Source organism: Mycobacterium hubeiense (assembly GCF_002838065.1).
Taxonomy (GTDB): domain Bacteria; phylum Actinomycetota; class Actinomycetes; order Mycobacteriales; family Mycobacteriaceae; genus Mycobacterium; species Mycobacterium hubeiense.
This window is the reverse complement of the sequence record NZ_PIZU01000002.1, coordinates 101,539-126,004: the sequence shown is the minus strand read 5'-3', so window position 1 is coordinate 126,004 and position 24,466 is coordinate 101,539. Positions and strand designations below refer to the sequence as shown.

Below are 24,466 nucleotides of genomic sequence, written 5' to 3'. Positions count from 1 at the left end.
CTGCCGTTGGTCTGGCGCTCAGTGTCGCGTAGCGGTTAGCTCATTCCGCCTGCCTATAGAGGCAGTATGCGATGCACCGTATTCGGCACCGGCTACCTCGGCGCAACCCACGCCGCCGGCATGGCCGAACTGGGCCACGAGGTAGTCGGCGTCGACATCGACCCCGGCAAGGTGGCCAAGCTCGCGGCGGGTGACATCCCGTTCTACGAGCCGGGGCTGCGAAAAGTCCTCAACGGCAACCTCTCTGCGGGCCGGCTGCGCTTCACCACCGACTACGACGACGCCGCCGAGCACGCCGATGTGCACTTCCTCGGCGTCGGAACCCCCCAGAAGAAGGGCGATTACGGCGCCGACCTTCGCCACGTGCACGCCGTCATCGACACGCTCGTCCCGCGGCTGAAGCGCTCTGCAATCATCGTCGGCAAGTCCACCGTGCCCGTCGGCACCGCCGCCGAACTCGCTGAGCGGGCGCGCAAGCTAGCGTCCCACGACGTCGAAATCGCCTGGAACCCCGAATTCCTGCGCGAAGGCTTCGCCGTCCACGACACCCTGCACCCCGACCGCATCGTCCTTGGCGTGCAACGAGATTCGACACGCGCCGAAGCAGCCGTCCGCGAACTCTATGCCCCGCTGCTCGATCAAGGTGTGCCGTTCCTGGTCACCGATCTGCAGACCGCCGAGCTGGTCAAGGTGTCCGCGAATGCCTTTCTGGCCACCAAGATCTCGTTCATCAACGCGATATCGGAGGTGTGCGAGGCCGTCGACGCCGACGTCACCCTGCTTGCCGACGCGCTGGGCTACGACCCCCGCATCGGCCGTCGCTTCCTCAACGCCGGCCTCGGCTTCGGCGGCGGCTGCCTGCCCAAGGACATCCGCGCGTTCATGGCGCGCGCCGGCGAGCTCGGCGCCAACCATGCGCTGACATTCCTGCGCGAGGTCGACAGCATCAACATGCGCCGTCGCACCCGGATGGTCGAACTGGCCACCAAGGCGTGCGGCGGCTCGCTGCTGGGCGCCAACATCGCCGTGCTGGGCGCGGCCTTCAAACCCGAGTCCGACGATGTGCGTGACTCGCCCGCGCTCAACGTGGCCGGCATGCTGCAGCTCAACGGGGCGACCGTCAACGTCTACGACCCCAAGGCGCTGGAGAACTCCCAAAAACTCTTCCCGACGCTGAACTACTCGACGTCGGTCGTCGAGGCCTGCGAGCGGGCCGACGCGGTGCTGGTGCTCACCGAATGGCGCGAGTTCGTCGAGCTGGATCCCGCCGAGCTGGCCGACACCGTGCGCGCCAAAGTCGTTGTCGACGGCCGCAATTGCCTCGACGCCGCGCGGTGGCACGACGCCGGCTGGCGGGTGTACGCGCTCGGCCGGGCCACTGTTTGACACTTGTAGAACAGCGGGCGCGGTCGTACGCTCAAAACATGAGGCAACGCATCCGTTGGCTGGCCCTGCACGGAGTGGTTCGCGGCCTCGCGGCGTACGGAGCCCGTCGCGGCGACCCGCAGGCACGCCTGATCGCCGACCCGACGGTGAAGGACAACCAGGCCGCCTTCGCCGATGAGCTGCGCGGCCGCGGCCCGATGATCCGCAGCATGCTGGGCCTGCTGACGTTCGACCACGCCGTCGCGGCCGAATTGCTGCGCTCCGATGACTTCCTCGTCACCTCTGCGGGCGGTGACGGGCTGCCCCGGCCGCTGCGCTGGGTCGTCGAGAAAACCGACACCGGGCTGCTGCACCCGATCGAACCGCCGTCGCTGCTGGCCGTCGACCCGCCCGACCACACCCGCTACCGCAAGCTGGTGTCGTCGGTGTTCACCCCGCGCGCGGTGGCGAAGCTACGGGATGGGGTCGAGAAAACCGCCAACGAACTGCTCGACGACATCGAGGGCGACACCGTCGTCGACGTGGTCGAGCGGTACTGCTCGCAGCTGCCCGTCGCGATCATCGGCGACATCCTCGGCGTTCCCTACGACGCGCGTCCGAGCATCCTGCACTACGGCGAACTCGCCGCGCCCAGCCTGGATTTCGGGCTGACCTGGCGACAGTACAAGCAGGTGCATCAGGGCATCGTCGGGTTCCAGGGCTGGCTGACCGCACACTTGCGGGAGCTGCGCCGCAACCCGGGCGACGACCTGATGAGCCAGATGCTGGTGGCCAACGAAAACAACGACGAACCGCTCAACGAACGCGAACTGCAGGCGCTGGCCGGCCTCGTGCTGGCGGCCGGCTTCGAGACGACGGTGAACCTGCTCGGCAACGGGATCAGGATGCTGCTCGACGCGCCCGAGCATCTCGATACGCTCGCTGCCCGCCCCGAGCTGTGGCCCAACGCCGTCGAGGAGATCCTGCGGCTGGATTCGCCGGTACAGGTGACCGCGCGGATCGCGGGCACGGACACTAAGATCGCCGGTACGCCCGTGCGGCAAGACGAGCTGGTCATCATTCACCTGGCCGGCGCCAACCGCGACCCCAAGGTGTTCGACGACCCCCATCGCTTCGACATCGAACGCGCCAACGCCGGCCGGCACCTGTCGTTCTCCGGTGGACGGCACTTCTGCCTGGGTGCGGCGCTGGCGCGCGCGGAAGGCGAAGTCGGATTGCGCACATTCTTCGAGCGCTTCCCCGACGCGCGGCTGGCCGGTGAGGGCGCCCGGCGCGAAACCCGGGTGCTGCATGGGTGGTCGACGCTGCCGATCGCACTCGGGAAGGCGCGCGCGGCTGTAAGTTCGTGACGTGGATTTCCGAGCGGCACTGCTCGAGCAGACCCGAGCGTTCGGCGAGCTCATCCGGACGGCCGATCCGACGACGCCCGTCCCGACCTGCCCCGACTGGACGCTCAAACAGTTGTTCCGTCATGTCGGGCGCGGGAATCGCTGGGCCGCACAGATTGTCGCGCACCGGCTCTCCGAAGCGCCCGACCCGCGTGAGGTGCCCGAGGGCAAACCGCCCGACGACCCCGACGCGGCGATCGACTGGCTGAACGACGGCGCCGAGCTGGTCATCCGGGCGGTCGATCACGTTGGCTCCGACGCGAGGGTGTGGACGTTCCTGGGCCCGCGCCCGGCGGGCTGGTGGATCCGCCGGCGCGTGCATGAGGTCGTGGTGCATCGCGCCGACGCCGCGCTGGCCCTGGGCGCCGACTACGACCTGCCGTCCGAACTGGCCGCCGACGCCATCAGCGAATGGATCGAACGCGTCGCCATCGAGACCAAGCGGCGCGGCCAGCGCCCGCTGGAACTGGGCAAGACGCTGCATCTGCACGCCACCGACGACAACCTCGGCGGCATCGGCGAATGGCAGATCACCAGCGACGAGGAAGGCCTGGACTGGTCGCATGCGCACGCGAAGGGCGATGTGGCGCTGCGGGGCCCGGCCAAGGACCTGCTGCTGACGATCACGCGGCGGCGCTCTGGTGCGGAGGCCGGCATCGAGGTTTTCGGCGACAACGCCATCTGGGATGACTGGTTGGAGCGCACGCCGTTCTGAGTGGCGTACCTTGCCAGCATGACGACTTCGGAGATGGCCACCGTTCTCGCCTGGCATGACGCGCTCAACGAGCGGGACTTCGACACGCTGGTCCGGTTGTCCAGCGACGATATCGAGGTGGGCGACGCCAACGGCGCCGCGCAGGGTCATACCGCCCTGCTGGAGTGGGCCCAGTCGGCCGGGATCAAGGCCGAGCCGGGCCGGATGTACGTGCACGACGGCGTGGTCGTCGTCGAGCAGCAGGTGACCTCCGCCGACGGCCAGACCACCCCGATGGCGTCGGCGTTTCGCGTCGTGCAGGACCACGTGACGTCGGTGTTCCGGCATCCGGATCTGGAGTCCGCGCTGGCCGCCACCGACCTCACCGAAGAGGATTTGATGGGCTGATGCGGGGCATCATCCTGGCGGGTGGATCGGGGACGCGGCTGTACCCGATCACGATGGGCGTGTCCAAGCAGTTGGTGCCGGTGTACGACAAGCCGCTGATCTATTACCCGCTGTCCACGTTGATGATGGCCGGCATCCGCGATATCCAGGTGATCACCACGCCCGACGACGCGCCGAGCTTTCACCGATTGCTCGGCGACGGTTCGGCTTTCGGCATCGACATCAGTTATGCGGTGCAGCCCGCGCCCGACGGGCTGGCACAGGCTTTCGTGATCGGGGCGTCCCACATCGGGAACGACTCGGTAGCATTGGTGTTGGGCGACAACATCTTCTACGGGCCAGGGCTTGGCACCAGCTTGCGGAGATTCCAAAACGTCAGCGGCGGAGCGATTTTCGCCTACTGGGTGGCCAACCCATCGGCCTACGGAGTGGTGGAATTCGGGGCCGACGGCACCGCGCTGTCGCTGGAAGAGAAGCCCGCGACGCCGAAGTCGCACTACGCCGTTCCGGGGCTGTACTTCTACGACAACGACGTGGTGGAAATAGCCCGCTCCCTTGAGAAGTCGGCCCGCGGCGAGTACGAGATCACCGAAATCAACCAGATCTACCTGAACCAGGGTCGGCTTTCCGTCGAGGTGTTGGCGCGTGGCACCGCGTGGCTGGACACCGGCACCTTTGACTCACTGCTGGACGCCGCCGATTACGTCCGCACCATCGAGCGTCGGCAGGGCCTCAAGATCAGCGTGCCGGAGGAAGTGGCCTGGCGCGTCGGCTTCATCGACGACGACCAGCTGGCCGCGCGAGCGCACACCCTGCTCAAGTCGGGATACGGCGCCTATCTGCTCGAACTACTGGAGCGGTAACGGATTTCGGTGTTGCCAGCACCGCGGCGATGCCCGTAGTCAGCGGCACCGACAGCGCGAGCGCGATGCCGCCGACCGCGGAGCGCGCGATCTCGATGGCCACGCTCTCGCTCGTCAACACGTCACCCAGCGACCGATTGGCCACGCTGAACAACAGCAGCAGCGGCAGCGCGCTACCGGCATAGGCCAGCACCAGCGTGTAGACGGTGCTGGCGATGTGGTCGCGGCCGACGCGCATGGCCCCGGTGAAGATCTTTCGCCGTGTGGCGCCTTCGATCTCGGCCAGCTCGAACACCGTCGACGCCTGCGTGACGGTGACGTCGTTGAGCACACCGAGCGAGCCGATGATGAACCCGGCCAGCAGCAGCCCCGTGATCGATACATTGCCGAGATACGCGGCGACTTCGTTGTTCTGATCTTCCGACAGCCCGGTCAGGTGGGCGAATTTGATTGCGATCCAGGATAATACGGCGGCCAGGCCCAGCGAGGTGAGCGTGCCGAGCAGCGCCGCGCTGGTGCGCAGGCTGACGCCGTGGGCGAGGTAGATGACGGCGTAGAGGATGGCCGCGGAGGCGACCAACGCGACGGGGATGGCGGCAGCGCCGTCGCGCAGGGCGGGTAGCAGGAAGATCACCAGCACGGCGAATGCGACGACGATGCCGACGAGCGCGCGCAGCCCGCGCCACCGTGCGACCGCGACGATCACCACGGCGAACACCAGCGCCAGCATGACCAGGGGCCAGGCGCGTTCGTAGTCGTAGAACGCGTAGGTGGTGGTGCCGGCCTGATCGACCTGGCGGCTGAGGCGAATATCGTCGCCGGCGACAAGCTGGGGCTGGCCGGGGCCGCCGCTGAACTCGAGGACAGTGTTGGCGCCCTTGTTGGGGCCGGAGTCGATGGCGATGAGCGTCTGCACGCACTGCGCGCCGTCGCCCTGGGCGGGCAGAGGGTCGTCGGTCAGCACTGCGCCGACGGACGGGCTGCCGCAGGTGGCCAGGCTGCTGGAAAGGACGTGGCCGGCTTCGGTGGTGACGGCCCCGCCGGCGGCGTTCTGAAACGGCAGCGGGATGTCGACCTTCTGCTGGCTGGGCCATAGCAGGGCGGCGCCGGCGATGACGGCGATGCCGATGGCGATCAGCAGGCCGACGACGATCCTGGCGGCCAGCGGGCCGAGCGGGGCCGGGCCGTCCAGCGAGTGCGAGTGGGCGTGCGAGTGCGTCACCCGGCAAGGGTAAGGGGCGAAGCTGCAGGGTCGTCGCATCGACTGTGCGTTCACTGCGTTCAGTGTGCGGCCACTGCGCCGAAACTCGAAAAATCCCGCAGTCACTGCACACTCGACGCAGTGATTGCACACTCGACACTCAGTCGTCGTGTGACGACCTCATTGCCGGTAGCTGACCAGGAAGTTGCCCAGCCGCTCGATCGCGGCGGCCAGGTCACGCGCCCACGGCAGCGTGACGATGCGCAGGTGATCCGGTGCAGGCCAATTGAATCCGGTGCCCTGCGTGACGAGGATCTTCTCCTGCAACAGCAGATCGAGCACCAGCTGCTCGTCGTCGACGATGTCGTAGACCTCGGGATCCAACCGCGGGAACGCATACAACGCGCCCTGCGGCTTGACGCACGACACCCCCGGGATCTCGTTGAGCTTCTCCCACGCCACGTCGCGTTGCTCGCGCAGTCGCCCGCCCGGCAGCACCAGGTCATCGATGCTCTGATGCCCGCCGAGCGCCACCTGAATCGCATGCTGCGCAGGCACATTCGGGCACAGCCGCATATTGGCCAGCAAGCTGATGCCCTCGATGAAGCTGGTCGCGTGCTCCTTCGGCCCGGTGATGATCAGCCAGCCCGACCGGTAGCCGGCCACGCGATATGCCTTGGACAGCCCGTTGTAGGTCAGCGTCAACACATCTGGCGCAACGGACGCCATCGCGATGTGTTTGGCGTCGTCGTAGAGGATCTTGTCGTAGATCTCGTCGGCGAGCAGCAGCAGCTGATGCTTACGCGCCAAATCCGCGATCTGCTCGAGGATTTCGCGGCTGTACACCGCGCCGGTCGGGTTGTTCGGGTTGATCACCACGATCGCCTTGGTGCGTTCGGTGATCTTGGACTCCATGTCGGCGATATCGGGCTGCCAGCCTTGGGTCTCATCGCACAGGTAGTGCACGGGCGTGCCGCCCGCCAGTGACGTCGACGCCGTCCACAGCGGGTAGTCCGGCGCGGGGATCAGCACCTGATCGCCGTTGTCCAACAACGCCTGCAGCGTCATGGTGATCAGTTCGGAGACGCCGTTGCCGAGGAAGACGTCGTCGACGTCGAACTTCGGGAAACCGTCGACGAGCTCGTAGCGGGTGAACACCGCCCGTCGCGCCGGCAGGATGCCCTTGGAGTCCGAATACCCCTGCGCGTACGGCAGCGCCTGAATGATGTCGCGCATGATGACATCGGGCGCCTCGAAGCCGAACGGGGCGGGATTGCCGATGTTCAGCTTGAGGATCCGGTGGCCCTCAGCCTCCAACCGCCCGGCATGCTCGTGCACCGGGCCACGGATCTCGTACAGGACGTCCTGCAGTTTGGTCGACTGCGTGAACGTGCGCTGTCGCGGGTGGTGGCTCGTGGTCTGCCACGGCAGCTGATGGGTGGACACGTTCACCATGGTCTCATCGTCGTCCACTGAATTTGCACGAACGTCCGGTTAACGTTTGCCAGGCGGTCTCGCGCCCCGCGCGATGCCCAGCCCCTTGACCGGCGGCTGCGGCTTCTCGCCATTGTCATCGGTGCTCGCGGCGGGTTTGGGCTCGACCGCCGTGGACTCGGGTTCGCTAGCGGTGGACGGCGGCTCCGCCGCGGCGGGTTGCGGGGCGGCCGGCGCCTTCTTCGCGCCCGGCCGACGTGCGCCGGCGGCGATGCCCAGGCCCTTCACTGGCGGCTCGGCCTTGGCTTCCGCCGCGGGTGCCTCCGCAGGCTTTTCGGCAGGTGTTTCGGCGGGTGCCGCGGCCGTCTTCTTCGCGCCCGGCCGCTTGGCGCCGGCGGCGATGCCGAGGCCTTTCGCGGGTGCCGCAGGCGCAGAGGCGGTTTCGGCAGCAGGCGCGCTTTCGGCCGTCGGCGCAGCCTTCGCGGCGCCTGGGCGCTTGGCCCCGGCAGCCAGACCCAGCCCCTTGGCAGGTGCCGCAGGCGCAGATGCCTCGGCCGCGGGAGCGGCCTTCTTGGCGCCGGGTCGCTTGGCGCCGCCGGCGATGCCCAACCCCGTGACCGCCTTGGTCTCGACCGGGGCCTCGGTCTTGGCTTCGACCGGTTCCGGCTCCGCTTCGGCCGGGGCCTTCGCGGGTGCCGGAGCGGCCTCAGCCTTCGCGGCCTTGGCGGCGGCGGCCTCGGCGGCGGCACCCTTGGGCGGCAGCGTGACCGTGCTCTTGTCCAGCGCGCCGAGCAGCAGCTGCGCCACGTCGAGCACCTCGGCCTTCGGCAGATCGTTGGCCGCCGCGACGTCGTCGACGCCGTCGGTCATCATCACCCGGCAGAACGGGCAGCCCGTCGCGATCGTCGACGCGCCGGTGTCCAGCGCCTCTTCGACGCGTTCGTGGTTGACGCGCTTGCCGATGTGCTCTTCCATCCACATCCGCGCGCCACCGGCACCGCAGCACAGACCGCGGTCGGCATGCCGTGGCATCTCGGTCAGCTTGGCGCCCGACGCCCCGACAAGCTCACGCGGCGCGGTGTACTCCTTGTTGTGCCGGCCCAGGTAGCACGGGTCGTGGTAGGTGACGTCCTGGCTGACGGGGCTGACGGGCACCAGCTTCTTGTCGCGGACCAGGCGGTTGAGCAGCTGGGTGTGGTGCACGACGGTGTAATTGCCGCCCACCTGCGGGTATTCGCGGCCCAGCGTGTTGAAGCAGTGCGGGCAGGTGACGACGATCTTGCGGTCGACGCGCTCGACGCCCTCGAACAGCTCGTTGAGCGTCTCGACGTTCTGGGCGGCCAGCTGCTGGAACAGGAACTCGTTGCCGGAGCGGCGGGCGGAGTCGCCGTTGCAGGTTTCGCCTTCGCCGAGCACCAAGAACTTCACGCCCGCGGTCGCGAGCAGCTCGGCGACGGCCTTCGTCGTCTTCTTGGCGCGGTCCTCGTAGGCGCCGGCGCAGCCGACCCAGAACAGGTACTCGAAGTCCTCGAAGGAGTCGACGTCCTTGCCGAACACCGGCACGTCGAAGTCGACCTCGTCAATCCAGTTCGTGCGGTCTTTGGCGTTCTGGCCCCACGGATTGCCCTTGGTCTCAAGGTTTTTGAACAGCACGCCGAGCTCGCCGGGGAACTCGGACTCCATCATCACCTGGTAGCGGCGCATGTCCACGATGTGGTCGATGTGCTCGATGTCGACCGGGCACTGCTCCACGCAGGCGCCGCAGGTGGTGCACGACCACAGCACGTCGGGGTCGATGACACCCTTCTGCTCAGCGGTGCCGACCAGCGGGCGGGTGGCCTGCTCGGGGCTGTTCATCGGGACGCGGCCGAAGCCCGACTCCGGCACGTGGTGCTCTTCGTCGTGGTGGGTTTCGATGAAGCCGCCCTCGGCGGTGGTGAGCTCCTCGGCGCCCTCTTCGGGCACGGGCTTGCCGTCGAGGAAGTACGGCGCCTTGGCGAACATGTGATCGCGCAGGTCCATGATGACGAGCTTGGGAGACAACGGCTTACCCGTGTTCCAGGCCGGACACTGCGACTGGCAGCGGCCGCATTCGGTGCACGTGGTGAAGTCCAGATAGCCCTTCCACGTGAAGTCCTCGATCTTGCCGCGACCGAATATGGCGTCTTCGGCAGGATCCTCGAAGTCGATCGGCTCGCCCTTGTACTCCATCGGCAGCAGCGGGCCCAGGCCGTCGGGCAGCCGCTTGAACGTGACGTTGATGGGCGCCAGGCCGATGTGCAGGTGCTTGGAGTGCAGCACGATCAGCAGGAACACCAGCATCACAGCGATGTGGGCCAGCAGCGCGATGGTCTCGATCCACTCGTTGGCGGTGTGTCCCAACGGGTGCAGCACCCAGCCCATGAACTGGGAGAAGAACGCGCCGTCGCCGTAGGGCAGTGCGCCGGTGTTCACCGCGGCGCCGCGAACCAACGCGTAGGTCCAGATGACGTTGAAGATCATGAACAGGATCAGCCAGGCGCCGCCGGTGTGGCTGCCGTAGAAGCGGGAGTCGCGGCCGTGCTTCTTGGGCTCGCGGACCACGCGGATGATCGCGAATGTGATGATGCCGAGCAGCACGGCGACGGCGAAGAAGTCCTGCAGGAAGCCCAGCACGTCCCAGCGGCCGATGACCGGGATGTGGAAGTCGTGATCGAAGATCAGGCCGTAGGCCTCGAGGTACACCGACGCGAGGATGAAAAAGCCCCACATCGTGAAGAAGTGGGCGATGCCGGGGATCGACCACCGCAGCAGGCGCGTTTGCCCGAAGACCTCTTTGATCTGCGTGGTGATGCGGGTGGCGAGGTGGTCTTTGCGGCCGCGCTCGTCGCTGGTCGGTTGGCCGGACCGGATCAGGTTGGTCAGCCACAGCATGCGCTTGGCGGCGAAGAACAGCACGATCGCGGTCATGAGTACGCCGATGACCAGTCTGATCAGCATTTGCGTGTCCACCCGCAGGCCTCCCGGTATTGGTAAGTTACTCAACAGTAACTTATTCTAAGTTACCCGTCGGTAACTTATGCTTGATGCCTGCTCATAGTTGCATCTCGGCGGGAAACGCCGCTACGAAGGCTCACCTAAGTAGATTGGCGGCCGCTTAGGTGGAGGATTCGGGCCACATAGTGGCCTCAATCCTCTACTTAGTTGCAACGGGTCGCTTAGCCGCCGGTGCCGTCGCCGGGATCGATCGGTGGAGTGCCGGGCTCGGGCTCAGCCTCGGGCTGCGGTTGCGGGTCTGGCTCTGGCTCGGGTTGCGGTTCCGGTTGCGGCTCGGGCTCAGGCTGTGGCTCGGGTTGCGGTTGCGGATCTGGCTGCGGTTGGGGCTCTGGCTCAGGTTGCGGGTCCGGCTGCGGCTGCGGCTCGGGCGACGGCTGCGGCGTCGGCTCAGGCGAGGGCTCCACATGTTGCGGCGCCGGCGCCACATACCGCGGCGTGGGCGCAACTCGCTGCGGCGCCGGCGCGACGCGTTGCACGACGGTGGTGACCTGCGGTGCCGGCGCCGGTGCTGGAGTGGGCGCCGACACCGCAGGGGCTGGTGCGGACGTAATAGTCGTCGCCGCCTCCACCGGGCTGACGGCGTCACGGCTCGACAAGGTGAAGACGAACGCGACCAATGCGATCATCGCCGACGCCGCCGCCATGCCGAAGATGAGCAACGGGCCGCGGCGATGCTGTTCTTCGTCGTCGTATGAAGCCTCCTCAAACACCAGCTCCGGGCGTGGCTCGTCCTCGACGAACATCGGCTCGTCGGCGACTTCCGACCACGCCAGCGCAGGAGTGTCGATGGCCGTCGTCCCGACAACGGAATCGACGCTGGGCGCGACTGCCGTCGCCGTCTCCACGACACGGCTGCGCTGCGCGATCAACGCCGCCCCGTCGGCTGCGACAAGCTGGGGACACATCGGCGTCACCACCGGGGCGCGCAGATGCTCGGAAAGCCGTTGCGTGATCAGCGGTATCCGGGCGCCGCCACCGACGGTCGCTACCGCCGACACGCTGCCAAAAGCAATGTTGTTGCGCGCGAACGTCTCATCCAACGCCAGCAGGAACCCGGCCAGCGCCTGATCGATCATCGCTTCGAGTTCCGCACGGGTCAGCCGGATGGTGTCGATGGCCGTCGCCGTCTGCTCGGACAGCCGCTCCTTGGCCTGTCGGCACTCATCGCGCAGTCGCGCCAGCGAGCCGACCATCGCCGTGCCGAACGGGTCCGTGCCGCTGGCCTCGACGACTCTCGCCAGGATCGCCTGGTCGATCTCATCGCCGGAGAATTCGCTGAAGCGCACGGTCCGGCCGATCGGCGCGAACCCATCCGCCGCGTCGGCCAGGGTGATACTCGTTCCGCTGCCACCGAAATCGCACAGCACGACGACGCCGTGCGTCGGCAATCCCGGATTTGCCTGCAGCGCAGTCATGGCCGCAACAGCGTCGGACACCAGCAATCGCCCCGGCATGGCCGCGCGCAACGCGTCGACGTCCGCGGGCCGCCAATGCGCCGGCACCGCCACCGCGGCGTCCGCGGCGCATGGACCCAAGGCGTCAAGCGCCGCGGCCACCAAAACCTCGGGCCGATGCGTCGAGCCGTCGGGCGCTACCAAGGGAACAGGGTCGCCGACTCGCTCGACGAAACCAGTGAGCACGCCCATCGCGGAGGGCGCGACGACCGGCCGCTGTCCGGGGCGGACTGCCGCGAAGTTGGTTGCGCCGATTGACAGGCCAAGATTCAACATGGATCGACCGTAAGAACAACGGCGAAGCCGCGAATCGGTGTGCAGCCCTCCGCAAATCCAAGCGGCTAGGGGAACGCCCGTTAGGGGCCGACCTCCTGTTGGGGGATCTCCTGCGGCTGCTGTTGCTGCTGTGGTTGCTGCTCCTGTTGAGGCTGTTCCTCCTGCGCCGGCTGTTGCGGCTGCAGCCCAGGGATCACCGGCACGGTCACCGGCGGCAGCCCCGGAATGATCGGAATCTCCGTCGTCGGGATCACGGGCGGCGGTGCAGGCGGCGGTTGTTGCACAGGAGGCGGTGGCGGCGGCGCTGCGGGCGGCGGCGAGGCCGGAGGTGCGGGCGCCGGCGCGGGTTTGGGTGCCGCGGGCCGTTGACGGGGTGCCGGCGCCTGCGTCACCACCCGCTGACGCGGCGGCGGGGTGTACGCCGGCGGCGCAGGTGCAGGGGCAGGCGGGGGAGCGACGGCCGGCGGCGGCGCCAACGGGGCGGACGTCTCGACCGGTGTGGTGGCTGTTTCGGGTGTGCGCCAGGTGTAGATCAACGCCCCTGCGGCCAGCAGCGCCGCCAATGCCGCCAGGCTGAAGAGCACGAGCGGACGACGAGACGGCGCCGACTCCTCTTCGACGGCCTCCTCATGGGCGAACACCACATCAGGGCGGGCATCCGTCGTCGGCTCGGCATAGTCGTCGACATATGGCTCGGTGATGTCGGCATCCGTCACAGGCTCTTCCGACCACGCCAGCGCGGTCTCCGGGGAACCCACAGCGGGCGCGAAAGCGGTTGCCGTCTCTTCGATTTGCCCACGCGCGGCCACCACCGCCGCGCCGCGTGCGGCGGTGAACTCCGGCGCAGGCGTGGTGACCACCGGCACCCGCAGATGCTCCGACAGCAATTCGGTGACGAGCGGTATGGCGGCTCCACCGCCCATCGTCGCCACCGCAACGGGCCGAACCCCGTTGCGCTGCAGCGTCTCCCGCAGCACCTCGACCAAGCCCAGAAGGGGCCCACGCATCAGATTCTCGAGATCCCCACGGGTGAGACGGATATCGGAGCGGAACCCCGACACGTCGGCGGCCAGCGGCGTCGCAGTCTGCGACGACAGCCGTTCCTTGGCCAGCCGGCACTCGGCCCGCAGACGCGCCAGAGAACCGACCATCGCGGTGCCCGACGGATCGGTGTCGGACGCGTCGGCGATGCCCGACATCACATGGGTGAGGATCGCCTGGTCGATCTGATCACCGGAAAACTCTGCGTAACGGACGGTTTCGCCCACGGGCGTGAATCCCGCCGCGGCGTCGGCCAACGTGATGCTGGTGCCCGTTCCGCCGAAGTCGCACAGCGCGACGACGCCATTGGACGGCAGGCCCGGATCAGCTTGCAGCGCAGTCAACCCAGCGACAGCGTCAGACACCAACTGCTTGTGCGCCAGCGCACTACGCAACGCGCCGACCATCTGCGGGCGCCAATGCGCCGGATACGTCGTCGCAGCGGTGGACGCCGGGCCCCCCGCGAGATACGTCATCGCGTCCAGCGCCACGGCGACCAGCCGTTCCGCGCGGTGGGTGGATCGGTCGGATGCGACCAACGGAACCGGGTCGCCGACCCGGTCGACAAAACCGGTCAGCAAAATCCCGGAATCCCCGCCGCAGAGGCCCACCTCCGGAGGGCGGTGCGAAAACAGCGTCAACGTCGACGCGCGGATGACCGCGGGGTGTCCCTCTCGCGCCGCCGCGAGATTCGTTGCGCCTATCGACAAGCCCAATGAGTCACTCATGGGAGAAACCGCCCGGTTGGGGTATGCGTGACGCTACGCCTGCGGCGAGAGCATCGCGCGCAGCATTGACAACATTTCCGAACGGGATTCCGCCCCGAGCCGACGGCGGATGCGGGCGACGTGATGCTCGACGGTCTTCGCGGAGATGAACAGCTGACTGCCGATGTCGCGGTAGGGCATACCGAGTAGCAACAGTTCGGCGACCTCGCGTTCGCGATCGGACAGCCGCGATGAGGCCGGCCGCGATGGCGCCGCGGCGCGCGGCGCGCTCACCGGTTCGACGCTCGGCGCCTCGTCGACCGCAACGGTCTGCTTCAGGTCGCGGGCCAGCTGCAGCATTGCCCCCGACACCCGGGCATCGGGCGTTTGCAGCGCCGCCTGACCCGCGAGCCGGGTGGCATCCCACGTGAGCCCGAACTGCGCCAGCGAGCGCGCCGCCGCCGTCACCTCGTCGGTGTCGATGTGGTTGGCCAACACCCGCAGCCAGGTGCGTCCCGCAGTCGCCAGCGCCTTGGCGAACGGACTGTGCGCGGCGGCGGCCGTCAACGCCTGACCGTGCGGGGCCACCGCCTCCGGCGAATTGGCCAAGATGCCGGCGTGCACGCCCGCCCAGTGCAGCGGCACCGACCACAGCACCGGATTGCCCAGTGACTCCAACAATCCGAACGCCTCGGCCAGCGTGTGCTGCAGCCGGTCGACCTGACGCATTCGCGCTGCGGCAACCCACAATTCACCGAGGGGCAGCAGCGCGAACAGATCCATCGAGTATTCGGCGAGCACCTCCATCGCCGCATACCAGTACTTCTGCACTCCTCCGCTGTCGCCGCTGCGCCGCGCGATCGCGGTCTGTAATGCCGCTGCCCACAATGCATCTCGTCGGTGTAAGGAAGACTCGCTGACGGACCCCACGTCCGCTGTGGCGGCGGGCAGCTGCCCGTCTTGCATCCGCACCCACCCCAACAGCAGCCGATGCCGGTGTGCGACAAAGACTTCGTCGTCACCGCCGGCGCGGACGGCGCGGCCGATCACACTGCGGGCCCGCACCGCGTCGCCGCCGTGCAGCGCGGCCAGCGTCACCAGCGCCGCCGGAGTGTCGGGGGCGACGCCGGGTGACTGCTGGTCGACGGTGATCGCCTGACCCAACTTCGCGATCGCGACAGGAAAGGGCTGGTCGAGGGACAACAACAGACCCTCGGCCAGGCTGCGGGCGGCACGCGCGGTCGACGTCGGCGGCCCGGCACTCTGCGCGCTCAACGCGGCGCGGGCGGCGGCCACATCGCCGGTGGCGACCGCCGCGACGGCGGCTGCGGCACTGACGAATTCGTCCGGATACGGCCCGAGCCACCGGAACAGATCGGCGGCCTGGGCCGCGCGCCCGTCATGCACGGCGATGCTCGCCGCGATGCGCACCGCCGCGGCGCGTTCGGCGGCGTCCTGCGAACCGAGCAGCTCGTCGGCCAGCCGCCCCGCCGTCGCGCAGTCACCTGTCAGGGCCAGCGCGTCTGCGAGACGCGCGCTCAAGGCCGTCGCACCGGCATCGGCGGCGGCGCGATACAGCCGGGCCGCGCGTGCCGGCTGCCCGCGGGTGCTCGCCGCCAAGTCGGCCAACGCTTGCGCTAGCCGGTCGTCGCGCAGCCCGTGTTCGGCCATCCGCAACGCGAGATCTGCTGACAGCGTTGACAATTCAACCTGAGAGCAGAGCAGCGAGATCTCAATGTCGTGGTGGCGTGCGGTACCGATGATCTGCGCGACGGCACGATGTACCGAACGCAGGAACGCATGGCTGTGCGACGGCTCGATCAGCCCGCTGGCACGCGCCCGGTCGACCAGCCGCTGGGCTTCCTCAGCGCTGACCCGCAGCGCGGCGGCGACGTCGTCCGGCCCCACCTCCGGGCTCAGCGACGACAGCAGCAGTGTGTCGAGCACCGGCTCGTCCAACCGGCGCAGCCGCTCGATCAGCGCGTACCTGGCGGCCGCAACAATCGCCGTCGCCGGCGCTTCGTCGTCGCTCGGCCTCGCCGCGGCGATCGCCGGGCGCAGCAGAAACGGCAGCCCCGCCGTCGCCACCATCAGCGACCGCACGATCTCGGGGGACGGCGGCTCGCCCAACGTCTCGGCCGCCGCGCGGTTGACCTCGGCCACGGGCCACGAACCGAGCGACACCACCGGGTTCTCCCGCTCCATCGCGGTGGTCAGCGCGCGCAGCGCGGGGTGGTGGGCCAGCGGCAGGGAGGCGACGACGACCGTCGACGCAGGATCGGCCACCCGCTCGGCGATCTGGTCGAGTTCCGCGTCGCCCAGCAGGTGGGCGTCGTCGATGACGAGCGCCGCGTCAGGTGGGTCGCCGGCGCGCGGCGGCCGGGTGACGACGGCCGAATCCGCGGCCCGCAGTGCCGAGCGGATCGTCGCGAGCACCGAACTCTTGCCGGTGCCGATACCGCCGCAGACCAGTAGCTTGACCGGCTCCGCCGGCGCGGCGGTCAGGGCGGCGACGGCCTCGCGGGCGGCCGGCGGAATGTCGGTCTGCGGATCTGGCGCCGGCGTGGCCATCGGTCAAGCTCCCGCTCCGGGCTCCGGCTCGGGCTGCGGTTCTGGCTGCGGCTCGGGTTCGGGTTCTGGCTCGGGCTCGGGTTCGGGCGAAGGCGTCGTCGTCGTGGTCGTCCGCGTGGTCGTCGTGGTCGTGCGCGTCGTGGTCGTTGTGGTGGTGGTTGTCGTCGTGGTCGTCGTCGGACTCGTGGTAGTCGTTGTCGGCGACGTCGTCGTGGTCGTCGTCCGCGGTGGTGGCGGCGGTGGCTGGATCACGGTCGTCGTCTGCAGTCCGTCGGGGCCCTGGGTCACCGTGGTGATCGGCTCCGGCGGCGGGCCGGCGGGCGACGGGCCCACCGACAACGTGGTGCTGGTTTCGGTGACCGGAGTCGAGTCACCGGTGCTGCTGGTCAACGTATAAGCGAGGCCGCCGACCGCGAGCAGGGCGGCGACGGCTGCCGCGCCGAACAGAATCGGCGGGCGATTGTACCAGGGCAGCGGCTCCGGCTCGGGGGGATAACCGGGATAGCCCTCTTCTTCGTGGGCGAACGCCACGGGCGGACGGGCGTCGGTGGGGCCGGCGTCGAACGTGTAGTCCTCGCCGGTGTACGGCACGGGCTCACCCGCGGGCGAATCGTCCTGCGACCAGGCCAGCGCGCGGAACGTCGCGGACGCCGCCCCGTCGGCGGCCGACTCCGTCGCCGCGAGGCCCGCGGCACCGGCCGCCCAGCCCGCCGCGGCGATCCCCGTCGGCGCATCCGCGGCCGCCCCCATGCCGGTGGGCGCATCGGCGTCCAACCCCCGGTCGGCCACCAGCGCCGCGCCCGCCGCCACGTTGAGCTGCGACTGCGGGGTCGTCACCACCGGCGCCCGCAGCTGCGCCGAGAGTCGCTGGGTGATCATCGGGATGCCCGCGCCGCCGCCGACGGTGGCCACCGCCGTCACGCCGGCGAGCGCAATGTTGTTGCGCTGCAAAGTGTCTTCGATCGCATTGAGCACGCCCGTCAACGGCTCGGCGATGAGGTTCTCCAGCTCGGTGCGGGTGACGCGGATATCCGAACTGAAGCCGGGCAGTTCGACGGGGATGACGGTCGCCGTCTCGGCGGACAACCGCTCCTTGGCCTGACGGCACTCATCGCGCAGCTTCGCCAGCGACCCCACCGCGGCGGTGCTCGCAGGATCCGCATGGCCTCCTGCCGCGATCACCCCGAGGACGTGGTTGAGCAACAGTTGGTCGATCTGGTCGCCGGAGAAGTCGTGCAGGCGCACGGTCTGGCCGATGGCGTCGAAGTTCGCGCCGGCGTCGGCGAGCGTGACGCTGGTGCCGCTGCCGCCGAAGTCGCACAGCACGACGACACCGTCGCCGGGCAGTCCGGGGGCGGCCTGCAGCGCCGCGAGCGCGGCGAACGAATCCGGGATGAGCGCGGCGGGCACCCCGCCGGGTGCGAGGCTGGGCTTGTTGCGCAGGGCGCCGCGCAACGCGCCGAGTGGCCCGGGACCCCAGTGCGCCGGCACCGCGATCGCGATCGGGGCGCCGCCGCCGACGGTGCGTGCCATCGCGTCGAGCGCCTCGACCAGCACGTGTTCGCCGCGATGCGACGAGCCGTCGGCCGCCACCAGCGGCACCGGATCGCCGACGCGGTCGACGAAACCGCTCAACACCAGGCCGGGCGCGGTGAGGTTCGGGTTTTCGCCGGGCACCCCCACTTCGGGGGCGCGGTCGGTGAAGACGGTGAGGATGGCGCGACGCATCACCGGCGGGCGACCGATCCGGGCCGCCACCAGATTGGTCATCCCGATGGACAACCCCAGTGAGTCGGTCACTGCAACACCACCCCCACGGTCTCGGCCGTTCCTCACGATAGCCGCTCAACCCCCGCATACCGCCGATATCCCCCTAGTGGCGCAAACCCCCTAACGGCGAGTCCCCTAATGGCGTCACTGCAGGGGTGGGTTCGGCACCGATCCCCGCGCTGACGTCCGTCGATAGCATCGAGTCGAGCCACTGAGTATTGGGAGTATTGGGGAAGAAGGTTTGGCAATGGCAAATTCGCTACTCGACTTCGTGATGTCGCTGGTACGCGATCCTGCCGCGGCCGCGGCGTACGCGGAGAATCCGACGCAGGCGATTGCTGACGCGAACCTCACCGACGTGACCACCGCCGACGTGGCCAGCCTCATTCCGGTCGTTTCGGAGTCGTTCTCGACGTCGGGTGCTGACGCCGCGGTCATCGACGATGCGGCGAGCAACGTGTGGGCCAGCGGTGCGGCGACGGCGGCGTTCGACGCCTTCAACGATCATGTGCCCGCCGAGGCGTTCGACGATGCGAGCCAGGTCATCGAGCAACCGCTCGGCCAGTCGGTCGACGGCAGCCTCCACGACCTCACCGCCGATATCCCGGTCGACACACCGGCACAGTTCGACGGCGTCATCGACGATGCCCAGGTCGACGAGATCGTGTCGGCCACCGACGACGCCGAGGCGTGGGCGCAACCGCTGCAGGACGCCCAGCAGCTCGACGGCGACACCGGCTTCGACGTCTTCTGAAGTCCGCTTTAAGGCCCCGCCGCATCTGTGCGGCGGGGCTTTTTCGTGCACACAGAGCGATCCCCTAACTACCCCCTAATCCCCTAATGGGGATCACCCGGTGACCCCAGCACACCTGTGCCGAGGGAGGGGTACCGACCCCGTTCCGGCGGGCTCGCCGGCTCCATAACGTTGTCAGCAGATCGCCGGGCGGCCCGGTGACAAAGCTCCTTCCAAGGACAACCTGAAAGGCACCGAGATGAACCTGATCGACTACATCCTGAACCTGTTCCGCACCAACGACGTTGCCGAGGTGCAGCGCTTCGTGGCCAACCCGGTACAGGCGGCCTCGACCGCTACGGGGCAGGCCGTGACCGCGGCCCAGCTGCAGACGGCCTACACCGCCGTTGCTCCGGTGAGCGCGGCGTACGGCGGCGGCGACCCCATCGTGGGTATGCAGCGCGCCGTGGCCAACCACCACAACCTGGAGTTCGAGCCGAACCGCGTGCTGTCTCCGGACACCGAGTTCGCCAGCCGCAACGACGTGTTGAGCCACAACCGGACCGACACCGACTTCCTGAGCAACAACGATCCGCAGATCGCCAGCCCGCACGCCGGCGAAAACGTCCAGCAGGGCGGGGTCAACCTCGACTTCTCCGACATGACGTTCGGTGACCGGATCTCCGCGGACGACGGCGCCGTGGTGAACACCGGCACGGCCGGCGACATCGACAACACGACGGTGCAGGGCGACGGGAACGTGGTCGGCGACGACAACGAGAACGTCAACACCGGCGACGTCGAGACCGGCGACAACTCCAACGTCAACATCGGCGAGGACAACGAGATCGACGACAGCGGTGACGTCGTCTCCGACGGCGATGCGATCGTCGGCAACGAGGGCCCGGTCCTCAACGACGTCGACACCAGCGGCGGCAGCGGCGGCGGTGCTGTGGGCGGCGACGGTGGCGGCGGCCTGATCGGCATCGGCAACGACGGCGGGAATGCGACCGGCGGCGCGGGCGGTGCCGGTGGCGGGATCGTCATCGTCGACGACGCCGACACCTCGGTCGGTGGTAACCAGACCAACACCGACGTCGGCGGTGACGTGGTCGGCAGCAACGTCGACGCCAGCGCCGACGAGGACAACGACGTCACGACCACCACGGTCAACGACAACGATGTCACCACCAACATCGACGATCACTCCACGACCGTCGACACCGACGTCAGCACCAACGTCGACGCCGGTCTGTTCTGACCCACAACCGAATAACGCAGCTGGCGGGGACCGCATATGGTCCCCGCCAGTTTGCGCGCCTACGGTAAGAGCACGGCCGGAAGGACACCATGACCCAACCGAATGACCCGCGCAAGGTGAAGGTGATCGTCGAGCTGATCGACCACACCAGCAAGATCGCCGATGCCAACGAGCGCGGGGATCTGGTGGAGCGGTTGGCGCGGGCGAAACAGCGCATCACCGATCCGCAGATTCGGGTGGTCATCGCCGGGCAGCTCAAGCAGGGCAAGAGCCAGCTGTTGAACTCGTTGCTCAACGTGCCGGTGGCGCGGGTGGGCGATGACGAGTCGACGGTGTTGCCGACGGTCGTGACCTATGCCGAGCAGGGCTCGGCGCGGTTGGTGGTTTCGGCCGGCGATGGTGCCGAACCGGAGCTGGTGGAGATCCCTACCGCGGATTTGACGAAGGATCTGCGCCGGGCGCCGCAGGCCGGCGGTCGTGAGGTGTTGCGGGTGGAGGTGACCGCGCCGTCGCCGTTGCTCAAGGGCGGGTTGGCGTTCATCGACACCCCGGGTGTGGGTGGCCATGGGCAGCCGCATCTTTCGGCGACGTTGGGGTTGCTGCCGGATGCCGATGCGATGTTGATGTGCAGTGACACGTCGCAGGAGTTCACCGAGCCGGAGATGACGTTCATCAGGCAGGCGCTCGAAATCTGCCCGGTGGCAGTGATTTTGGCGACCAAGACGGATCTGTATCCGCATTGGCGCCAGATCGTCGAGGCCAACAAACAGCATTTGGCGCGGGCCGGGATCACGACGCCGATGATCCCGGTGTCGGCGATGCTGCGGGCGCATGCGATTCAGCTCAACGACAAAGAGCTCAACGAGGAATCGAACTTCCCGGCGATCATCAACTTTCTCAAGGACAACGTGCTGTCGCGCCAAAACGACCGGGTGCGTGATCAGGTGGTGGCCGAAGTGCGTTCGGCTGCTGAGCATTTGACGTTGGCGGTGCAGTCTGAGCTGTCGGCGTTCAACGACCCGGATAAGCGTGATCGGCTCAGCGCGGAGCTGGAGCGGCGCAAGGAAGAAGCGCAGGAGGCGTTGCAGCAGACCGCGTTGTGGCAGCAGGTGCTCAACGACGGGATCTCGGATCTGACCGCTGACGTGGATCACGATCTGCGCAACCGGTTTAGGGTGATCACCCAGCACATCGAGCAGGTGATCGACAACTGCGATCCCTCGCATCACTGGGCGGAGATCGGCACGGAGCTGGAGAACGCGGTGGCCACCGCGGTGGGCGACAACTTCGTGTGGGCCTATCAGCGGGCCGAGGCGCTGGCGGCCGAGGTGGCGCGCACATTCACCGAGGCCGGGCTGGAAGCGGTGAAGATGCCCGATATCAGCGCCCGCGATATGGGCGCCGGATTCACGGAGTTCAAATCGCTGGCGGCGCTGGAAGCCAAGCCGATCAAGGTGGGGGACCGGGCGGTGTCGGGGCTTCGCGGATCGTTCGGCGGCGTGCTGATGTTCGGCATGCTGACGTCGTTCGCGGGGCTGGGCATGCTGAACCCGCTGTCGCTGGCCGCCGGCGGGTTGTTGGGCCGCAAGGCATACAAGGAAGAGATGGAAAACAAGATGCTGCGCATCCGCAACGAGGCGAAGATGAACGTGCGCCGCTTCGTCGACGATGTGCAGTTTGTGGTGAGCAAGGAATCGCGGGACCGGCTCAAGGGTATTCAGCGCCAGCTGCGGGATCACTACCGGGGCATCGCGAATCAGACCACGCGGTCGTTGAACGAGTCGCTGCAGGCCACGCTGGCGGCGGCGAAAATGGCTGAGAACGAGCGCAATACCCGCGTCCGCGAGCTCGAGCGTCAGCTCAACATCCTCAAACAGGTGCTTGATCACGCATCGAAACTGTCGGCGCCGGCGGCCGTCGCGTCATAGCCCCGCGAGACTGTTGTTATCGAGGCCTCCACTCGCAAAACCTCTCGCTAACTACAGTCTCGCGGAAGTGGGACCAGCTCGCGAGGCTGGCACGAACCCCCAATGCCCCCGATTAGGGCATGGGGTGCTGCCCCGATGTTCGAAGTGGCGCACCGGCCTACAGTTTGCTCATAGACTTCGCCCGAGGAGCCCACCATGTCGGTCATCGATTTCATCACAGGCCTGTTCCGCGACCCGCCGGGCCTCCGCGCGTTCCTTGACGACCCGATCAAGACCCTGCGTGAGGCGGGTTTCCCGGATGTCACGCCCGAGCAGGTCGAAGGGCTGCTGTCATTGGTGGCCGAGTCGATGCCACACGCCGGCGAGAAGCAGCTCGATATCGAGGAACTCGACATGCCGCCGGACAAGGCGATCGGGCCGGCCGACACCGAAGACGCGCGCCTGATCGTCGACACCTTCAAGGCCGGCACCTGGGAATCGGCCGACATCGCGGACAAGAGCATCGGCCCCGTCGCCGATGATCCGCTCACGCCCGAGTTCGAAGAACCTGTCCAGGAGCCCGACGGGCCGTACAGCGATCACGCCGTGGGCGGTGGCGACCTCGTCGACCCTGAGCTGAGCTCCGCGGCTTGGGGCAAATCGATCGAATAACGCAGCCGCGCATAAGCTGGAACTTCCGCCATCGCCGACCGGGAGGGCAGCTGAGGTAAGCGCGAAATGAGCACGAGCGATCAAGTGCGCGCAATCCTGGGCGGCACCATCCAGGCGTACCGGGCCGATCCGGCCTACCGCAATCGCCCCGATGTGCACAACGAGCTGGACCGCATCGGGCGGCGGCTCAACCAGCCGATCCGCATCGCGCTGGCCGGCACACTCAAGGCGGGCAAGTCGACGCTGGTGAATGCGCTTGTCGGCGAAGACATTGCGCCGACGGACGCCACCGAGGCCACGCGCATCGTCACCTGGTTCCGGCACGGGCCGACGCCCAAGGTGACGGCCAACCACCGCGGCGGCCGACGCTCCAATGTGCCGATCGCCCGTAACGGCGGGCTGACGTTCGACTTCGCCAGCCTGGACCCCGAAGACATCCTCGACCTCGACGTCGAGTGGCCGGCCGCCGAGCTCATCGACACGACGATCATCGACACACCGGGCACGTCGTCGCTGAACCGCGACGTGTCCGAACGCACGCTTCGGCTGCTGGTGCCCGACGACGGGGTGCCGCGCGTGGACGCGGTGGTGTTCCTGCTGCGCACGCTCAACGCCGCCGACATCGCGCTGCTCAAGCAGATTGGTGACCTGGTCGGGGGGTCGTCGGGCGCGCTGGGCGTCATCGGGGTGGCATCGCGGGCCGACGAGATCGGCGCGGGGCGGATCGACGCGATGATGTCGGCCAAGGACGTCGCCACGCGGTTCACCTCCGAGATGGAGAAGACGGGCATCTGCCAGGCCGTCGTGCCGGTGTCGGGTCTGCTCGCGCTGACGGCGCGCACGCTGCGGCAAAGCGAGTTCGTCGCGCTGGAGAAGCTGGCCGGGGTGGATGCCGCCGAGCTCACCAAGGCGATGCTGTCGGTGGACCGGTTCGTGCGCGAGGACAGCTCGCTGCCGGTGGATGCGGCGACGCGGGCGGCGTTGCTGGACCGGTTCGGCATGTTCGGCATCCGGATCTCGATCGCGCTGCTGCGCGCCGGGATCACCGATTCGGTGGCGCTGGCCGACGAGCTGCTGGAACGCAGTGGCCTGGTAGCCCTGCGCGACGTCATCGACCAGCAGTTCGCGCAGCGGTCGGACTTGCTCAAGGCGCACACCGCGCTGCTGTCGTTGCGGCAGTTCGTGCAGACCAATCCAATCTACGCGACGCCGTACATCATCGCCGACATCGATCCGCTGCTGGCCGATACGCACGCGTTCGAGGAGCTGCGGCTGCTGAGCCAATTGCGGTCGCGTCAAACAACTTTGAACGAAGACGAGATGGCGTCGCTGCGGCGCATCATCGGCGGATCGGGCACCGACGCGGCCAGCAGGCTGGGGCTGCAACCCGATGCGCCGTACGACGGGCCGCGGGCGGCGTTCGCCGCGGCCCAGCGGTGGCGGCGGCGGGCCGAACATCCGCTCAACGACCCGTTCACCACGCGGGCGTGCAGGGCTGCGGTGCGCAGTGCAGAAGCACTGGTCGCGCAGTACGCGGCGCAGGGCCGCTGAGCCTGCGACTGTTATTGACATTGACGTCAAAGTCCTTGTCGGGCAAGCGGAATACTCTAGGCACGCCTCGACATCGGACTTAGAGTTGAGGCAATCGCAGCGCAATGACGTTG

Annotated in this window: 17 protein-coding genes; 10 read left to right on the top strand and 7 right to left on the bottom strand. The window is 68.1% G+C overall.

The annotated features are described in order from the left end of the window. Positions 1–66 precede the first annotated feature (66 nt). The 5 genes from CWS39_RS02245 to rfbA are packed head-to-tail and all read left to right on the top strand — an operon-like array spanning position 67 to position 4,739. Positions 67–1,386, top strand: a complete 1,320-nt coding sequence (locus CWS39_RS02245; RefSeq protein ID WP_102141284.1) for a UDP-glucose dehydrogenase family protein — start codon at positions 67–69, stop codon at positions 1,384–1,386. Between the two features lie 38 nt (positions 1,387–1,424). Beyond that, on the top strand, positions 1,425–2,735 hold the full coding sequence (locus CWS39_RS02240; protein ID WP_102141283.1) for a cytochrome P450: 1,311 nt from the start codon (positions 1,425–1,427) through the stop codon (positions 2,733–2,735). A 1-nt stretch (position 2,736) separates the two neighbouring features. Beyond that, on the top strand, positions 2,737–3,489 hold the full coding sequence (locus CWS39_RS02235; RefSeq protein ID WP_102141282.1) for a maleylpyruvate isomerase family mycothiol-dependent enzyme: 753 nt from the start codon (positions 2,737–2,739) through the stop codon (positions 3,487–3,489). An 18-nt stretch (positions 3,490–3,507) separates the two neighbouring features. Further along, positions 3,508–3,876 carry a nuclear transport factor 2 family protein gene (locus CWS39_RS02230; protein WP_102141461.1) on the top strand — a complete coding sequence of 123 codons (369 nt, stop codon included), beginning with the start codon at positions 3,508–3,510 and terminating at the stop codon, positions 3,874–3,876. Continuing rightward, positions 3,876–4,739: a glucose-1-phosphate thymidylyltransferase RfbA gene (gene rfbA / locus CWS39_RS02225; protein ID WP_102141281.1), complete on the top strand. Its 864-nt coding sequence runs from the start codon at positions 3,876–3,878 to the stop codon at positions 4,737–4,739. Before CWS39_RS02230 ends, rfbA begins: the two co-directional genes overlap by 1 nt. Here the strand turns inward: rfbA and CWS39_RS02220 are convergent. From CWS39_RS02220 to CWS39_RS02190, 7 genes are all read right to left on the bottom strand, one after another. Beyond that, a complete protein-coding gene (locus CWS39_RS02220; RefSeq protein WP_102141280.1) occupies positions 4,693–5,961 on the bottom strand; it encodes a YibE/F family protein in 1,269 nt (422 codons plus the stop codon). The two genes, rfbA and CWS39_RS02220, sit on opposite strands and share 47 nt — an antisense overlap. A 159-nt stretch (positions 5,962–6,120) precedes the next feature. Then, entirely contained in the window at positions 6,121–7,413 is a 1,293-nt protein-coding gene (locus CWS39_RS02215; RefSeq protein ID WP_199177921.1) for a pyridoxal phosphate-dependent aminotransferase, read from the bottom strand. Between the two features lie 21 nt (positions 7,414–7,434). After that, entirely contained in the window at positions 7,435–10,353 is a 2,919-nt protein-coding gene (locus CWS39_RS02210) for a (Fe-S)-binding protein (protein ID WP_431306071.1), read from the bottom strand. Between the two features lie 218 nt (positions 10,354–10,571). Then, a complete protein-coding gene (locus tag CWS39_RS02205; protein WP_102141278.1) occupies positions 10,572–12,140 on the bottom strand; it encodes an Hsp70 family protein in 1,569 nt (522 codons plus the stop codon). Positions 12,141–12,220: 80 nt separating this feature from the next. Then, on the bottom strand, positions 12,221–13,909 hold the full coding sequence (locus CWS39_RS02200; protein WP_102141277.1) for an Hsp70 family protein: 1,689 nt from the start codon (positions 13,907–13,909) through the stop codon (positions 12,221–12,223). Between the two features lie 33 nt (positions 13,910–13,942). Continuing rightward, the gene (gene iniR / locus CWS39_RS02195) at positions 13,943–16,459 is read right to left on the bottom strand and encodes an isoniazid response ATPase/transcriptional regulator IniR (RefSeq protein ID WP_102141276.1); all 2,517 of its coding nucleotides are present in this window, start codon (positions 16,457–16,459) and stop codon (positions 13,943–13,945) included. A 3-nt stretch (positions 16,460–16,462) separates the two neighbouring features. After that, positions 16,463–18,259 carry an Hsp70 family protein gene (locus CWS39_RS02190; protein WP_102141275.1) on the bottom strand — a complete coding sequence of 599 codons (1,797 nt, stop codon included), beginning with the start codon at positions 18,257–18,259 and terminating at the stop codon, positions 16,463–16,465. A gap of 217 nt (positions 18,260–18,476) precedes the next feature. Here CWS39_RS02190 and CWS39_RS02185 point away from each other — a divergent pair, with 217 nt between their 5' ends. From CWS39_RS02185 to CWS39_RS02165, 5 genes are all read left to right on the top strand, one after another. Next, positions 18,477–18,983 carry an Rv0340 family IniB-related protein gene (locus tag CWS39_RS02185; RefSeq protein ID WP_102141274.1) on the top strand — a complete coding sequence of 169 codons (507 nt, stop codon included), beginning with the start codon at positions 18,477–18,479 and terminating at the stop codon, positions 18,981–18,983. A gap of 238 nt (positions 18,984–19,221) precedes the next feature. After that, positions 19,222–20,223, top strand: a complete 1,002-nt coding sequence (locus CWS39_RS02180; protein ID WP_199177920.1) for a hypothetical protein — start codon at positions 19,222–19,224, stop codon at positions 20,221–20,223. Between the two features lie 89 nt (positions 20,224–20,312). Continuing rightward, complete coding sequence (locus CWS39_RS02175) at positions 20,313–22,151, top strand: dynamin-like GTPase family protein (RefSeq protein WP_199177919.1); 1,839 nt, start codon at positions 20,313–20,315, stop codon at positions 22,149–22,151. Positions 22,152–22,346: 195 nt separating this feature from the next. Beyond that, entirely contained in the window at positions 22,347–22,802 is a 456-nt protein-coding gene (locus CWS39_RS02170; RefSeq protein WP_102141273.1) for an IniB N-terminal domain-containing protein, read from the top strand. Positions 22,803–22,868: 66 nt separating this feature from the next. Next, positions 22,869–24,353, top strand: coding sequence for a dynamin family protein (locus CWS39_RS02165; RefSeq protein WP_102141272.1), 1,485 nt, complete (start codon positions 22,869–22,871; stop codon positions 24,351–24,353). Positions 24,354–24,466 lie beyond the last annotated feature (113 nt).